Source organism: Bradyrhizobium sp. UFLA05-125 (assembly GCF_059803515.1).
The window spans coordinates 1-15,139 of sequence record NZ_JBANBJ010000022.1; the positions used below are offsets into that span (position 1 = coordinate 1).

The 15,139-nt window shown below is 60.4% G+C and carries 15 protein-coding genes and 2 pseudogenes; 14 read left to right on the top strand and 3 right to left on the bottom strand.

Features of this window, described 5'->3' with window-relative positions; translation table 11 throughout:
- Nucleotides 1-133 precede the first annotated feature (133 nt).
- Together SO156_RS20305 and SO156_RS20310 are read right to left on the bottom strand one after the other, a co-directional pair.
- The gene (locus tag SO156_RS20305) at nucleotides 134-997 is read right to left on the bottom strand and encodes a YoaK family protein (protein ID WP_498536023.1); all 864 of its coding nucleotides are present in this window, start codon (nucleotides 995-997) and stop codon (nucleotides 134-136) included.
- Nucleotides 994-1,317 carry a hypothetical protein gene (locus tag SO156_RS20310; protein ID WP_498536024.1) on the bottom strand — a complete coding sequence of 108 codons (324 nt, stop codon included), beginning with the start codon at nucleotides 1,315-1,317 and terminating at the stop codon, nucleotides 994-996. Before SO156_RS20310 ends, SO156_RS20305 begins: the two co-directional genes overlap by 4 nt.
- 98 nt (nucleotides 1,318-1,415) lie before the next feature.
- On the opposite strand from SO156_RS20310, the gene SO156_RS20315 reads away from it, so the two are divergent.
- The 11 genes and pseudogenes from SO156_RS20315 to SO156_RS20365 all read left to right on the top strand — a co-directional run bounded on the left by SO156_RS20315 (nucleotide 1,416) and on the right by SO156_RS20365 (nucleotide 10,402).
- Nucleotides 1,416-1,649, top strand: a complete 234-nt coding sequence (locus SO156_RS20315; RefSeq protein WP_498536025.1) for a DUF6894 family protein — start codon at nucleotides 1,416-1,418, stop codon at nucleotides 1,647-1,649.
- 133 nt (nucleotides 1,650-1,782) lie between these two features.
- Nucleotides 1,783-2,171: pseudogene (locus tag SO156_RS20320) on the top strand (aminotransferase class I/II-fold pyridoxal phosphate-dependent enzyme); the annotation flags it as partial.
- A gap of 248 nt (nucleotides 2,172-2,419) precedes the next feature.
- Complete coding sequence (locus tag SO156_RS20325) at nucleotides 2,420-2,560, top strand: hypothetical protein (RefSeq protein WP_498536026.1); 141 nt, start codon at nucleotides 2,420-2,422, stop codon at nucleotides 2,558-2,560.
- Between the two features lie 193 nt (nucleotides 2,561-2,753).
- Nucleotides 2,754-3,041, top strand: a complete 288-nt coding sequence (locus tag SO156_RS20330) for a hypothetical protein (RefSeq protein ID WP_458149709.1) — start codon at nucleotides 2,754-2,756, stop codon at nucleotides 3,039-3,041.
- 1,238 nt (nucleotides 3,042-4,279) lie between these two features.
- Nucleotides 4,280-4,660, top strand: a pseudogene (locus tag SO156_RS20335) (alpha/beta fold hydrolase); the annotation flags it as partial.
- A 387-nt stretch (nucleotides 4,661-5,047) separates the two neighbouring features.
- Entirely contained in the window at nucleotides 5,048-5,329 is a 282-nt protein-coding gene (locus tag SO156_RS20340; protein ID WP_498536027.1) for a hypothetical protein, read from the top strand.
- 167 nt (nucleotides 5,330-5,496) lie between these two features.
- Nucleotides 5,497-5,835 (top strand): hypothetical protein, encoded by a 339-nt coding sequence (locus SO156_RS20345; protein WP_458143798.1) that lies wholly within the window; start codon nucleotides 5,497-5,499, stop codon nucleotides 5,833-5,835.
- 242 nt (nucleotides 5,836-6,077) lie between these two features.
- On the top strand, nucleotides 6,078-7,430 hold the full coding sequence (locus SO156_RS20350) for a glycosyltransferase (RefSeq protein ID WP_498536028.1): 1,353 nt from the start codon (nucleotides 6,078-6,080) through the stop codon (nucleotides 7,428-7,430).
- Between the two features lie 342 nt (nucleotides 7,431-7,772).
- Complete coding sequence (locus SO156_RS20355) at nucleotides 7,773-8,756, top strand: helix-turn-helix domain-containing protein (protein WP_498536029.1); 984 nt, start codon at nucleotides 7,773-7,775, stop codon at nucleotides 8,754-8,756.
- Nucleotides 8,757-8,869: 113 nt separating this feature from the next.
- Nucleotides 8,870-9,595, top strand: coding sequence for a response regulator (locus SO156_RS20360; protein WP_458143792.1), 726 nt, complete (start codon nucleotides 8,870-8,872; stop codon nucleotides 9,593-9,595).
- 114 nt (nucleotides 9,596-9,709) lie between these two features.
- The gene (locus SO156_RS20365; RefSeq protein WP_498536030.1) at nucleotides 9,710-10,402 is read left to right on the top strand and encodes a hypothetical protein; all 693 of its coding nucleotides are present in this window, start codon (nucleotides 9,710-9,712) and stop codon (nucleotides 10,400-10,402) included.
- A 166-nt stretch (nucleotides 10,403-10,568) separates the two neighbouring features.
- Here the strand turns inward: SO156_RS20365 and SO156_RS20370 are convergent, their stop codons facing one another.
- The gene (locus tag SO156_RS20370; protein ID WP_458143839.1) at nucleotides 10,569-10,712 is read right to left on the bottom strand and encodes a hypothetical protein; all 144 of its coding nucleotides are present in this window, start codon (nucleotides 10,710-10,712) and stop codon (nucleotides 10,569-10,571) included.
- Between SO156_RS20370 and SO156_RS20375 the strand changes: the two genes are divergently transcribed.
- The 3 genes from SO156_RS20375 (at nucleotide 10,702) to SO156_RS20385 (ending at nucleotide 15,133) form a co-directional block, all read left to right on the top strand.
- On the top strand, nucleotides 10,702-11,559 hold the full coding sequence (locus SO156_RS20375; RefSeq protein WP_458143835.1) for a cytochrome-c peroxidase: 858 nt from the start codon (nucleotides 10,702-10,704) through the stop codon (nucleotides 11,557-11,559). The genes SO156_RS20370 and SO156_RS20375 overlap by 11 nt on opposite strands.
- The gene (locus SO156_RS20380) at nucleotides 11,556-14,078 is read left to right on the top strand and encodes a two-component system VirA-like sensor kinase (protein ID WP_498536031.1); all 2,523 of its coding nucleotides are present in this window, start codon (nucleotides 11,556-11,558) and stop codon (nucleotides 14,076-14,078) included. The genes SO156_RS20375 and SO156_RS20380 overlap by 4 nt, the downstream gene beginning before the upstream one ends.
- A gap of 515 nt (nucleotides 14,079-14,593) precedes the next feature.
- The gene (locus SO156_RS20385) at nucleotides 14,594-15,133 is read left to right on the top strand and encodes a DUF1127 domain-containing protein (protein ID WP_498536032.1); all 540 of its coding nucleotides are present in this window, start codon (nucleotides 14,594-14,596) and stop codon (nucleotides 15,131-15,133) included.
- Nucleotides 15,134-15,139 lie beyond the last annotated feature (6 nt).

The following is a 15,139-nucleotide window of genomic DNA, read 5'->3' on the forward strand; positions in this document are numbered from 1 at the left end:
GACGCTGAAGTGCTCAAGGGAACGTTGCGTTTGCGCTCCCCACAGTTTGTGTGCCGGTACTTCGACCTTGCCCAGACTGTCCGATTCTACCCTGATTGCGGTCATGTTAGATCTGTCCGGTTTTGATGTGCGGTTAGTTTCGACGTGGTGAAAGATGCGGGACTAGGCTCAACGCCACGGCGAGGAGTGCGAGGCTGGCAGGCAGCACGACCGCTTTCAGTCCGAGAACTGCCTCGCACACCCCGCCAAGGATGCAGCCGACGAGAAATCCAAGGATTGCCGGCCATGTATGGCTGGCGCGACGGCGCGCGGTTGCAATGCTGACCGCATTTCGCCCGAGAAAGATTTCAGCCACGTCGATCGCATAGAGGGTGACGTTGGTGGTCATGATCGCCGTGCCCGGCGCTTCCCTCAAGGAAAGTCGTACCAGGGCATTCTGAACGGCCATCGCCAAGACACCCAGCATGCCGGCCAGCGTCATGATTGCGGCGTCGTGACCGACATGGGGACCGGCGTCGAGGCAGACAGCGAGAAACGCCAGGAGCAAGACGAATTGCAGCAGGAGCAGGGGCGCCAGCGAAGCGATCCCAATTCGCTCCAAAGCGGCCGCGAGCACCTTGGCAAGAGCAAGACCGACTATGAAGACAGGAACTGCGATCAAATATGACATCGGCGCCTGCTCGCCAGCGACAAGCCTCGCGGCGAGAACCACGAGATTGCCAGTGACATGCGCGGTGAACAGTCCGTTCAGCCCGAGAAAGCCGATAGTGTCCGTGCTCCCGGCGATGATGCTCAGTAAAAAATCGGCAGCGCCCATCGCAAGAGAATCATCAACCGACGGCATTCGCCCGCCCGCATCCCGATCGTGCGGAGGGGCAATCCCCGCACGGACACTTCCCGACCCAACAAGTTTCTGATGTGGCGGCATGCGAGACGACTTGATGTCCGTAAAACATCCGGAAATGTCCAAGGGCACCCCTTCATCAGGGGGCTTCAATTCCCGTTCATGAAGTCGAAGATAGCGACGCGACTGGTCGCAGGCTTTTCATCGCTTGCTGTGGCCTTGTCATCAGTTGATGACGAGATCGAAGCATGAGCGGACGACCTGCAGGTTCGTGCCAGATGTCGAAGAGGATCGCCGACATCCACTGACGAAACATCAAATCGTCTGTTGCCGCCAAGCAATTCAGGCGATCGGGCGACTAGAAAAATGCCGAACGCTAAGAAATGACAATGCCTCATCAAGCTACGCAAAGCCAAGACTGTCGAATCCTGAATTAATGGAATCATCCGGGCCGATTCAATCAGGATGCACATCAAGTTTGTCTTGATCGCTTTCGTTTTTCGGACCGCGCGGTCGAGGACACCAGCAACGGTGAGATCTCGTAGCTACGCCCCCCTTGAAGGAGATGAACATGACCCAGGTATACTTCCACTGCTCCAATACGAGGAAGGTGTTCCTCGATCACCGCGGCGCCGTGGTAAGTGACCTCGCTGAGGCGCGCGATTATGCGACGCGCGTCGTGCAATCCTTCACCAACGAGCGCAGCCTTGAGGATTGGCGTGACTGGGTGCTGCATGTCAGCGACGATGAGGGCGATGAGCGCTTTGTCGTGCCCTTCAGTTTCGTGCTCGGCATGCCACACTGAGCGGCGCCGCCCTCCGAGCGTTCGCCGTGGCCCCGGCAAAGTCCTCTCCCTCCCGAGGATCGACTGCGCCCTGCTCGAGGGCTCGCATGTACGTAGACTTAGAAAGCAAGGTTGAACAATTTCGGTGTACTTCATGACTTATGATCATTTCTTTTCCGCTGCACTTGCCGGCTGCACGCCGAGCGGCGCCACCGCGTGTTTGCCGATCTCGAGCGAATCGCTGGGCGATTTCCGCACGCAATATGGCATTCCCCGGACGGCCGACGCCCGGTAGTGATCTGGTGCTCGAATGATCACCTTGGCATGGGCCAGCACCCGAAGGTGATCAGCGCGATGGTCGAGGCAACCATTGAGATGGGCGCTGGCGCGGGCGGCACCCGCTACATTTCAGGCACCCACCATCCGCTCATCGAATTAGAGCGTGAGGTCGCCGACTTGCACGGCGAGGAAGCGGCGCTGGTCTTCACCTCGGGATACGTGTCCAACGAGACTGGCATCGCGACGATCGCCAAGCTGCTCCCAGCGGGAAGCTGATCCCGGAGCCCACGGAGCCAGACCCGTATATCGAGGAAGCCTATCGGTTGTGGGACCTCAAGCAGCGGGGCAAGTGAGAGCGCGCGGGGGTGCGATCTGCCCCCGCACCTCAGCATATCTTCGCGTTGTCGGCCTCGTCGCAAATGTGGCCGGGCCAGCCCCGGACCGATGGACCGAACCATATTGGAATGCCGTCCCAGATAATCCAGCGGCCATCCGGTTCAACCGGAAGCCTCATGGGCACGCGGATTTTGACGCGTGGCTCGCGCGCCACGGCGGACGTTGTGAGCATGGCGATCGCGATCAATCCAATCGACAAGAGTTTGATTGTAGTCATTGAACTTGCCTTTTGGCCCTTGATGGGGCTGCAACCTTAACCCGTTTCTTCAACCTCGTTGCAGGCGAACCTGTGCCGCCGCTTGGTACTCAGCTTCGGCACGGGTACTTTCCCAACCTTGCAAGACGGCGTCGCCTAAGGAGTCACATACCCGCCATTCCCACTTACGAGGACGAGCAGTCTGTCTGTTGATCGCCCCATATATAGTAGTCTGACTTATTGCGAGGTTCACCATGAGGAAGACGTTATTGGCTCTCGCTGCCGCCGCGACTTTCGCCGTTTTAGCAGCCTCGCCAGCGTATCCGCGCGATGATTACGGACCCGGTGGCAATCCGTATCCGCGCACTTATCCCGGACCACCACGCGGCACTCCGTACTGGTCGGGCTATGTCGATGCCCCGGTTGGCGAGGCGATGCCTCCTTGCCACTGGAATACCCAGCGCTTCTGGGACGGGCAGGGCTGGCGCGAGCGCCGCGTGCGAACCTGCGGCAGCGATCCAGCTTGGACTTCCAGGCCTTAGAAGCTGAAGACGGCTCGCGCAGCGACACGCAAATGCCGCCGCCCTAGCATCGCCAACGTGGTCAGTGCGATGAATAGACGATCGTGCAGCCCCCGCAATGGTAGCAAAGCCGTTTCGCTGATCAATGCGGCGTCGCAGCTCGCCCTGCCGGGTGCGGCAGCCACGGCCATTTCTTCATCGGCCCGTGCCGTGTAAGGCTACTCCCCCGTCCGCCATCTGGCGTCGGGAGGTGAGAAGAGCCAGGCTAGGTGCGGATGCCGGGTCCTTTCACTGCCAACTGCCGGGCGCCCATGCTTGGTCCTTTGGCAAGGGACACTATACAGACACCATTTTCAATTTCAATCGCATTATCAATATGTTACATAGGAGTACATATTCCCACAAGGGGAGAAGTCAGGGCAGGGCTAGGCCACAGAGACCGTAAACTCAGCAGAAAACTGTCGGGGGGAACGTAGGTAGCGCTCCAGCGACTCGAACCCCCGACAGATGACCGCACAGTGGGATATAGCGTTCAAATGCCGCCCTACTGTAGTTGAGGCTAGCCACCCTAGTAGTCCGAGCTCGCCCCACCGGATCGATGAGCCGTGCGAGCTTCGATCGCAATACAAACCAATGGAGATGATCAGGCCTTCCCCACACCTGATCCCAGGCGTTCGTCGCCTGCTCGTTGCAATACCGAACCGCTAAATCATTCTGAACGCAGGAAATTCCCTAGTACCGTCAATGGGTGAACGGAGAAGGAAATTCAGAAGGGTCATTGATTTTGCTCGTGTATTCAGCGGATTTTGATTCCGCCATTCGGAGGTTCGATCCCTCCCGCCCCAGCCACATCGCCCGCCCAGGCTGAAAACACTGACGAAACTGGCTGGCTGGGGAGCTGATGCACAGCTCTGCGACACACCGCTGCTTCACAGGTGTCGCGCCCGCCGGAAAGCATCCTTCCTTGATTGGGATCGCTGTCGGGGTGATCTGCGATCCAACATTCCCGGCTCCCGTTCGGTCAGTTTAGGGGCGTCGGCCACGCCAAAAGATATGGTTGGATCGCCCCCAGCGTTTTCCAACTGATCGGTTCAGACGGCTAAACCGAAAAGCGTCGTTTTTCGCGTTCGCTTGATTGTTGCCCCCTCCTTTTACTTTTTTTTACATTATCGACAAGGCGACAGGGCCGAAGTTCAGTCTGCGTCAGGCGCTCAGGTCAACTCGTTTTCACTCAATCGACGGAGACCATCGTGACTAAACCAAGCATCGTTTTCGCTCATGGCCTCTGGGCTGATATCGAAGTGGCGGAAGCGCGTGTCTGGCTCAAGAAGAGCGGGGTAAGGCATTTTGCGGGAGGTCTGTCCGAGGCAGAGCAGAAGCTGGTGTATGCAACGCAGGCCGCACCCATCGCAGATCTTTTCAACCAGAAGGTCGAGGGCACGTCGTGGAAGTCCAAGCCTAGCTGGTATGTACTGGCCACGCAGGACCAGACGGTTCATCCTGATCTGCAACGTTTTGTGTCCCATCGCATGAAAGCCGCAACCACTGAAGTTGCTACCTCCCACGTCCCGATGCTCTCGAAGCCAGATGTGGTGCTCGATGTCATTCGTAAGGCGGCGAGCGCTGTCTTAGCGTCCTAACGCCAAACTGGCGCCATCAACGGGAGACCGTCGGCGCGTGACCGATGTCGTGAAGCTACTGCCTGTATCCGCCGGCATGTCAGCGCCGTCTTGCGATGATTTCTGATCCGCTGGAAAGTGGGCATGCCTTGCCCCGTACAGATGCAGACTATCGACGACGCTTCGATCGAAGTCGCCAACGAAAAATCTGAAGTCAGCAAGTATAGCGGCTCCTTTGAGTGACGCAGGCGTTTTAAGGCAGGCGAAGTGCGTGCGGCATATTACGGCCGTAGTCGTTTCGCGCGCTCACAACATCCGTTCGTAATCTCACCTTCGCAAGGTGAGCACCTCAAGACTCACGTCGGCGGCGTCACAACTGGCGACGCGCAGATTTCAGGAGAGGTGAACATGCGAAACCTGATCAGGACACTAGCAGTGCTGGCCCTACTCGGCAGTCGCGGGGCCATCGCGCAAACGGTGGGAGTTGCGAGATCATCCGCCGAATACTCTACCGCTGCAACCGCGCCGTTCTCACTGACGCAAGACACCCGATTGATCGGCCGGGCGCCGGTCGGGCACCGCCAACCGCAAGCGCGCGATGTGCCGTCGCAGAGTCACGGTGAGCTCGAGCGCCTCACTGACGAGGACGCAGCCATCGATCGCAAGCTCATCATCTGCCACGGTTGCTGAGGTAATGACGGCAGGCGACGAAACGGTCGCGGGCAGCAACCTGGTTGGATTGGTGGCGGCGGAGAGACGAGAATCCGCTCCAATCCGCCCGCTCGGCTGCGGCGAGAGATTCTTCCATCTCTACTCGCTTGCCTTTCCCGTGCATTTTCGTAGAGCACCTCGGGACGATGCGCTCACCCGCGGCCGTGGCCGGAATGATGCAATGGATCGCAGCCGAGATACCGCCGACCGCAGGCAAGGAGAGCGTGGCCGCGTTGTTTGCTTCCCTGCTACAGAGCTCCGCAGTCATTTCGAATCTCGGTGTTCTGCCGCTTGCGGTTGAATACGGCTCTCTAAAGCTCAAGGCGGTCTGGGGGCCGGCGCTGTTGACCAATCTTCCGTCCGACCGACAAACGATCGGCGTCGGCACGTTTGCCGGCAGGCTCCGTACAGTTCATCAGAGTTACGAGCCGATCTCAGGCCTTCTGGAAGCGATCCGTGAGACTCTTCTCGCTGCCTGTGACTAGCATCGTGGCAATAATCGGCGGCCGCCGGCTTCTCGAATTTCAAAGTCATGCTTTGTCGCTGGCCCTCTTGTCGAGCAAGCGGTTGCGCGCCTTCCCAAAGCTATCCCGCATTGCGGCCGTAACCATTTCGGACGCTCTTGAAGTCGCGGCGTAATTGCGAGACGCCATCCTGTGCCTTGCATGAGCCGCCCCTTCGGGCATCCGAACAGCGGCTGGTTTCACCAACGAGAGTGACAGGTCACATGAAAATCCTCCTTGCTTCGACTCCCGCCACCGGCCATCTCAATCCGCTGCTTGCGATCGGACGTTTCCTGATCGCCGAAGGCCATGAGGTGGCCTTTCTGTCGGGGAGTGCTCTGCGCAGTCCCATCGAACGCATCGGCGCAAGATTTTACGCGTTTCCGGCCGGCGCGGATTTCGACCTGCGCGACTTCGCGACGGTGGCTCCCGAATTGAAAACCATTCCGCCGGGGTTGGATTGGTTCCGCGTCGCCATGGAGCGGGTATTCGTCGACGCCATTCCCGGCCAGCACAAGGGCATACAGCAGGTGCTGCAGGATTTCCCCGCCGAAATCATCATCGGCGACGACATGCTGTTCGGGGTCTTGCCCATGCTGCTCGGACCGCGAGCGAAGCGGCCGCCGATTGCGCTGTGCGGCACATCGTTCCTGCATTGGCGCCGCGAGGATGGCGCGCCGAATTTTGCCGGTTTGCATCCTGCCACCACGCAGGCGCAGCGTGACGACTATGCAGCGGTTTATCGTGAACATGACGAGCACCTCTATCACCCGGTGGGCGATAGGCTGAACAGATTTCTGCAGACCATGGGTGTCGGGCCGTTGTCGATGCCCATGTTCGATTCGGTCGTCGAACTCGCCGATGCTTATCTACAGCTCACCGTTCCGAGCTTCGAGTTTCCGCGCACTTTTCCGGCCTCGGTACGTTTCGTTGGGCGGCCTCCGCTCATTCCGGATCAGGCGCCGCTGCCACCCTGGGCCCACGAGCTCGACGGCTCGCGCAAGGTGGTGCTGGCAACGCAGGGAACACTGGCCAACCACAATTTCGGCCTGCTGATTGCGCCGACGTTGGCCGCGCTCGCCGATGAGCCTGACCTGCTCGTCGTCGCCACTGCAGGCGGCCGCCCCGTCGACGCCATTCCGGGTCCAATTCCGGCCAACGCGCGCCTTGCCCAATATCTGCCGTTCGAATGGATACTACCCAAGGTCGACGCATTCGTTACCAATGGCGGCTACGGCAGCGTCAACCAGGCGATGAGCTTCGGCATTCCGCTGGTCACCGCTGGGCTAACGGAAGACAAGGCAGACGTGAACGCGCGCGTCGCATGGTCCGGTGTAGGGATCGATCTGGCGACCAACGAGCCGACGCCTGACGCATTGCGCCACGCCGTTCGAACCGTGCTCGATAGCCCGACCTATCGGAGGCAGGCGTCGTCGATGGCCGACGAGTTCGATGAGATCGATACGCGCGCCGAGATTCTTCGGATCATTGGCGAGCTCGCGCATGCGCCGAAACAGGCGGCCGCGCGGCGGGCCGCAGCGACCGTGATCACGCGCCGCCGTGTCGGCATCCGTTAGGCTTCCAATATCCGACAGCGGTGACGTTACGGTTGTAACGCAACATCCGCCAGTTGTAGCCGCTTCGCACTATGCCGGTTCTGGGTCATCCGCGGGCGCGCCCGCGGATGACCGCGGCCTTTGGATCTATGAATAGCCGACCACTTGCCCGATGCCTCACGAGGCGTTCCTCTAGGGACGCGCAAGGTATGCAGCCCATGGCAAACTGATCACATTTCATCACATCCCCGAGACTTTACGCGGTTCATCGCAGCAAGATGTTGCCGGAACCCATAGATACCGCCCTCAACTCGGACGGAGGCAATGATGCTTCAGAGTGACGATCTCGACGGCGCCCCTGTTTTGGATTTCGACGCGTGGCGAGCATTGCTTCGATCAAATTGCGGGCGCGACGTCGAGGTCACGACGCCGAATGCCTTTGCCGGCTTGATCCGTCCCTTCAATGCATGCGGGCTTGAGGCAACCTCGGTTAAGATCAGGTGGGGATCGGCGGACCCAAGCTACCCTGATCACCAAGTAGAGCGGAGTTACCGCGATGTTCGCTGCGATGGCGCGGATCATTACCTCTTGATGTTCCAAGTCGCCGGGCAGACGGAAATGAGCCAGATCGATCAGGCGGCACAACTCGCGGTAGGCGATGTTGCGCTCGTCGATGCGGCGCGGCCAGTGACTTATCTCTCCCGCTTCAGCAGCCCGGAGTGGCTGACGCTTAGGCTGCCGCGCAGAGCGCTGCGCTCTCACTTGGGATTCGAGCCGCAAGGGGTGGTTAGCAGGCAGGTAACGCGCACCAGTCGTCTGCTCTTCGACCTCATTCGTGATGCGGATATGGAAGCCGCGTTATCGTCCGCCGATCTCTACATGCAGTTCGCCGTCTACGACCTGGTCGGCGCGCTATTTGCGCCGTCCGATCTGCGACCCTTCTCACGCTCAGCGGACAAGCTGTTCGCGCGCATCACCGGCGCGGTGAAGGATGGTCTTGCGGATCCGGATTTCGGCCCCGCCGAGTTGGCCAGCGAAGTTGGAATTTCGCTGCGCTACCTCCAGAAGCTTTTCACCGAGCGCATGACGACATGCAGCGAATTCATCTATTCGCATCGCCTGGACCATGCTGCTTATCTTCTCCACCGCCGGGCGCTAAAGGGCGCCGATCAACCTTTGAGCGAGGTCGCCTACGCCTGCGGCTTTCGCGATTATGCGCATTTTGCGCGGAGATTCCGCAAGCGGTTTGGCTATTCGCCCGGCGCCCATCCGGGAGAGGGCGCCGTGCGCGCTGGTACCGCAGAAAGTGCGTTCTGGGCACGCGACGTCCATTTTGGGACGTCCTAGATACGACGGCTTGATCGCTGTCCGATTGGGCGGCGGGCATGAGGGCAGGGATTTGCCGGAAGTTCGAATTGCGGGGGTCATAGTCCAATAAGAAAAGGTGAGAGACCAGATTTATGCTTGCCGATGCTGGCCATATCCTTGTTGTTGATGACGATCCTTCGTTGCGGCAATTGGTGATCAGATACCTTGAAGATCACAATATCCCGACGAAGCCGGCCTCAAATCGAACCGAGCTTACTCGCCATCTGAACGGGGCCGAACCGAGTCTGATTATTCTCGACCTGCGGCTAGGCCAGGAGGACGGGCTCGACATGTTGCGGGAGATCCGATCTCATTCGGACGTTCCGGTCATCATCACGACCGGCCATCGCCCCGACGAGATCGACCGCATCGTCGGCCTCGAACTCGGTGCAGACGACTACATCATCAAGCCGTTCAGCCTCAGGGAATTGCTGGCCCGCGTCCGTGCGGTCCTGAGGCGGCAGGAGATGGGACGCCTCGCACGCGCTCACAATCCGGAGCGGGGCGGATACAGGTTCGACGGTTGGCAGCTCGAGCGGCGCGGCCGCAGACTTCTTGATTCCAAGGGAACGCCAGTTGCGCTGAGCAAGGGCGAGTATGCGTTGCTGTTGGCGTTTCTCGAGGCGCCGCAGCGCCCGTTGTCGCGCGAGCAGCTATTGCAGTCCACACGGATGCACGAGGATATCTTTGATCGAAGCATCGATGTCCAGGTGTTGCGGCTACGGCGCAAGCTCGAGGTTGATCCGAGTGCGCCGCGCGTGATTCAGACCGAGCGCGGGATAGGTTATGTCTTCGCATTGCCGGTAGAACCCTTCTGAGCAGAATCGAAATGTGGCAGCGCGGTTACGGTCGTAGCCGAATACTCCGTGCAGCTGATGATCGCGTAACGGGCGGCCATCAGAATCTCCGTATTGGTTGACGGAGATCCAAAGATGAAACACAAGGTCCTTCCATTGGCGCCCACGCTTGATCGTCGGCGACCCTCTTTGCCGGCGGCATCGGGCCATTTGCCAACGCCGAGCATTGGCGCGCGCAACGGGCGCGGCTTCCTGCCCGAAGGGTCGAGGCAAATTCTGGAACTTTCCGAAGCGAGATCGCTTCCGGCGAGGAGGCCCACAATGGGCCGGGCCGACGCGGTCTGGCAGTCGGTGCTTTGGTTTTTTGTCGAAGGGTTTGCGCTCTATGGTGCGTCGGTACATTGGGTTGCAACGACGGCGGTGACGACGATCGCCAACGAGGTTGATGCTCGACAGCGCCAGAAGCATGCTCGGAGCAAACGACGAGAATTTGTTTCGCTGGCCTCGCTCCACGCCCGTGCCGAAATAACGATGGTTGAGCGTGATGGCGCAGCCGATCGAACCGCAATTGAAACCTGGACGCCAGCTACGCGAGACGCCTTCGCATCTTCTGCGCGCGAGGTCGACCGATACAGATTGGTCCATCCTAATTGGTCGGCCGTGATATGGCGCGCCGTCGCTGGCGGGTGGGCAAAGTGGCGTCGCGAGCGGGAGATAAAAGAGGCGGTGGCTACCCTGGCGGAATACGACGACCGGATGCTGCGGGATATGGGAATTCTCCATCGATCCCAGACAGAACAGATAATCCGATATGGCCGGGACGACTGACCCGGTCAGTGGACGGTGGTGGACGCGGCCTATGTGTTGCAAGGGCCGCGCCCGCGCGAACTACTTCAACGTCCCCGCGCGCCCGGCGCGAATGGGCCCAAACGAGAGTGGAGCATGGTTGCGCTGACCAGATATCGCCTGGCTTGTCACGTCAAAGCGCTTCGTCTCACTTGACCATGCGCGGCAAGACGAGAAGTGCCGCCCATCGATCGCGCTGGATCGCGATGACCTGCGTCGTGATCCTGGGCGGCCTGTTGGTTTCGTCGGCGGCGCAACAACCGCTCGTGCCGCCGCCTGAAATGAACAGCATTTTCTCCGAAGAGCCGATCACTCCCGTTCCCAAGCCTCCACGGATCGATCCCTTGAAGGTCAGGCTTGGTGAGCGTCTGTTCGGCGATCCTCGGCTGTCTCGCGATAATTCGCGCAGTTGCTCGTCGTGCCACGATCTTGGTACCAACGGCGCGGGCAGGTCGAGCTACGATGCTGGCCTCGACGGCTCGAGCCTTCCGCTCAACACACCGACCGTGTTCAACGCCGCGCTCAGCTTCCGCTTCGGTTGGGAAGGAAAGATCCGCAACATCGAGTCGGACATCAAAGCCTCGTTGGAAAATCCGCAGGTCATGGGCGCCAATATCTCCGATATCGCAGAAAGGCTGGGCATGGATCCTGGCCTGCGCCGGGAGTTCACGACCGCCTACGGTAGTGGCCCCGATGCCGAGAATGTCGTCGATGCCCTCGCAAGCTTCCAGCGAACCTTGATCACGCCGAATAGCCGGTTCGATCGTTGGCTGACGGGAGACGCCGGGGCTCTGTCGGCCCAGGAGCAGGACGGCTATCACTTGTTCAAATCACTGGGCTGCGTTTCCTGTCACCAGGGCGTGAACATCGGCGGCAATCTCTTTCAGCGACATGGAATTTTCCACCCGCTCGGATCGCCGAAGCCGGAAGTTCTGCGCGTGCCCAGCCTGCGCAACGTCGCGACCACAGCGCCATATTTTCATGACGGCAGCGCCCCAACACTCGATGACGCCGTTCGCAAAATGGGCGTCGCGCAGCTGAACTCGACGCTGACCGACGAGCAAGTCAAGGCGGTCGTTGCCTATCTGGGAACCTTGACCGGAAAATATCGCGGCGCTCAGGTCGGAGCTGCACCATGAGAATGACGCCTCTAGTAGTATTCGTGTCATTCCTGCTTCTGTTGCTGACTTGGCTGTTGCTAGGCGGGCTGAACTTCAACTCGACGCGCCTTGACCAGCAGCTCGAGGCACTCGACCATTTTTCCAGACTCGAGCGCGCCCTAAATCGGGAAGTATTGACGGCACGCGCGGGCTTGTCTCGAAACTACGATGAGCTGGCGCGCCTGACCGACGCTTACGATGACTCTGTACATCAGTTGCGCGATGCAACCAGTTCCGACGCAGAAGAGGAGGCCGCAATCGCCGTTCTGGCCGCTAGCGCGCATCGGCAGCAGGACCTGATCGAACAGTTCAAGAGCAGAAATGCACTGCTGCGAAACTCCTTCCTCTATTTTGGTATGTTCAGCGCCCGTCTCGCCGCCTCGGACCGCACGCCGGTCGTTGCCGCCGCCACCACGCTGTCGGCGGCCATGCTGCGCCTCACGCTGGACACATCGCCGGCCGCGGCACGCGACGTCAAGGATCGATTGGAACAACTGGCGCGCTTGCCAGACCCGGGCGACGACGCCGCATCAATACAGGCGGCGATTGCGCATGGCGGCCTGCTGCATGACCTGCTGCCGGCGACCGATGCTGCGCTGAAGGCGTTAATTGCTGCGGCGACTACCCGCGAGCAGGATGCGGTTCGCGCACTGATCATGAAGCGCCAGCTCGCCGCCCGTGCATCGGCGCGTCGGTACCGTGTACTCCTCTACGGCACGTCCTTGGCGTTACTCGGTGCCCTGATTTATCTCGGACTGCAGTTGCGGGCGCGCGCGATTGCCCTGCGCCGGCGTGCCGCATTTGAGCACGTGATCGCGGGCATATCGATGCGCTTCATCAATGCGCAGCCGCACAGTATCGACGCGGGGATCACACGCGCTCTTGCCGACATGGCGGAGTGCATCGGTTGTGACCGCGCCTATTTTGTGTCGAGCGGTGCCGCGCCGCGGGAGCACGTCTGGTGCAGGCCGGGCATAAGTTCTCCTCCGGACTGGCCGCGACGCGCGATGGCGCTGACGGCCAGGTTTGAGCAGTCCGCCGATGGAATCATCCATGTTCCGCGCGTCGACCGCATGCCGATCGGCGAGAACAAAGAATCCTGTGTGGCCCTGGGCCTGGGTGGATGGGCGTGCGCGACGCGCGTCACCAAGGACGGTGTCGCCGTCGCCCTGGGGTTCGGCGCAATTGATCGAGCCTGTCGTATCACCTCTGCTGGCGAACTCAGCTTGCTCCGGATGGCGCTTGATACGATCGTGTATACGCTGGAGCGGCATTGCATGGAAAACGAACGCTCGCGGCTGGAGACGCGCCTGCAGGAGGCCCGTCGCATGGAGACAGTGGGCACCTTCAGCAGTGGTATCGCCCACAACTTCAACAATATTCTGGGCGGCATTCTCGGCCATGCCGAGATGGCGGACGAACATCTCGACCCAGACGCCAGATCGCGCCGCAATTTGGATGCCATCCGGCGAGGCGCGGAGCGGGCGCGGGATCTGGTCGACCAGATCCTTACATTCGGACGTCGTCGCGAGGGGAGACGGGAACCCGTCTGCGTCAAGACATTGGTCGCGGAAGCGAAGTCGCTACTCGCGCCATCGTTGCCTGCCCACATCGAAATCGCGGTGAGCGAAACGTCCGAGACGGCGGTCGTTTTGGCGGAGCCCGCGCAATTGCAGCAGGTCATCCTGAACATCTGCAACAATGCCGCCCAGGCGATGGACAAGCCTGGCGTCATCGAGATTCAAATCGCCACAAGGGAGATGACCGATGCCGCAATGATTGGCCGGATCGCGATCAATCCGGGTCGCTTCGTCGTGGTCTCGATTTCCGACCCCGGGCGCGGTATGGATGAGGCGACACTGCCGCGGATCTTCGAGCCATTCTTCACGACACGCCTGAACGGCAATGGCTTTGGACTTGCCACTGCCCGCGACATTGTCCTGGAGCACAATGGCACGCTGGAAGTGCAGAGTACCCCAGGGGCCGGAACACGATTCGACATCTGGCTTCCATCCGTCCCGTCCCTTGCACCGATATCTCTTCAGCGTGCGTCCGGCTCGGCTGGTCGCGGCATCGGTGAAGCCGTGCTGGTGCTTGAGACCGACCGCGAGCGCTTGCTGCGGCACGAGGAAATTCTGGCGGCGCTCGGTTACGAAGGAGTCGGCTTCACCGGGCCGCAGGAGGCCGCGCAGGCTTGTGCGGTGCCCGGGCGCTTCGACGCAGCCCTCGTGTGTCACCAGCCCGGCTCGAGTTTCGCCATCGATTTCGCCACGAAATTGCGTCAGCTTGCTCCCAACCTGCCGATCATCCTGGCGACGAGTTCAACGCGGGATCTGGAAGCACCGCTGCTGGCTGCTTCCGGTGTTTCCGAAGTGATTCATGATCCGCTCACCTCTGCGGACCTGGCCGGCGCCTTGTCACGCTGCCTGACAGACTCGGCGCGGGCGCGGCTGCAGTCGTCGACCGTGCGCGATAACGTTCGATCTTTCAGGCAATGACAAAAATGAGGACCAAGATTACAGCTGTAGTCTTATTTCCCGCGCCAGAGACAATGCCGTAGCGGATCTCCTGCAAAATCTTCGCATCAGCCTGCGGAGAATTTTGAATTGCCAACGCATTCCTTATCACGCCGGCCGTCGCTCACGGTGCATCGACGCTCCATCCAGTTCGACCGGGCGCCGACAAGCAAGCGAGTCATCGCCGCGGCGGGCATCGCCATACGCCGTACGGCTATTCATTTGCTCGCCAGACTGGCAATCGCCGCGACGTGCACGAATTCGGCGGCGGCTTTTGATGCCATGCACATCTCCCGTGTGGCCGTTGCGACTGTCGCCGGTACACATTCGTTTGAGCCTGGACGTGTTTCCGTCCCCAGACCGGCCGCACGCCGGACACGGTGGTTCACCAGCGGCCGCCGCCCTTCCACCGGCTCATTCAACAGAAAGGGAGACGCCGGATCATGACGCCGAAGACTGAAGAAGTTGGGAGTCGCCCCCGAACAGGAGGCGCAAGGATGATCTGCGGCCTCGGGCTGATCAGCCGCAACTCACGCGCGCCCGAGAGTGCCGTGCTGCTGGTCGCTTGCGCGGGCATCAGAAGCAAACTGCGTTTCGGCGAGAAAAATAACCACGGAGAAATTGCAATGGAAATGCATTCACGACGATCGCTCTACGAGAGTCACGGCATCACAACTCTGTCGCGGCGCAGGTCGCGATGGGGCACGATCGCGCGCTGCGCCATCACCCGGCTCCGTGCGCTCATGAAAGGGGTCAGGGCGGCTATCGAAGCCGAACTTGCGGCTCATCACGACATCGCAGAAATCGCCCGCATGAGCGATTACATGCTACGCGATATCGGGATTACCCGAAGCGAAATTGAAAGCAGGGTGCGCCGGCCGCGAGCAAATGTTGGAATCGATGACGAGCCGGTCCGCTCGAACGATGCCGGCCAGAACCCATCGGCTTTGCCGACGATCAACTCGCCCGATCTTGTATCGCAAGGTCGGTCGGAACGGGAGTTAGGCGTGCCCACGCATCCAGCGCAAGTGGGATAGGGAAGG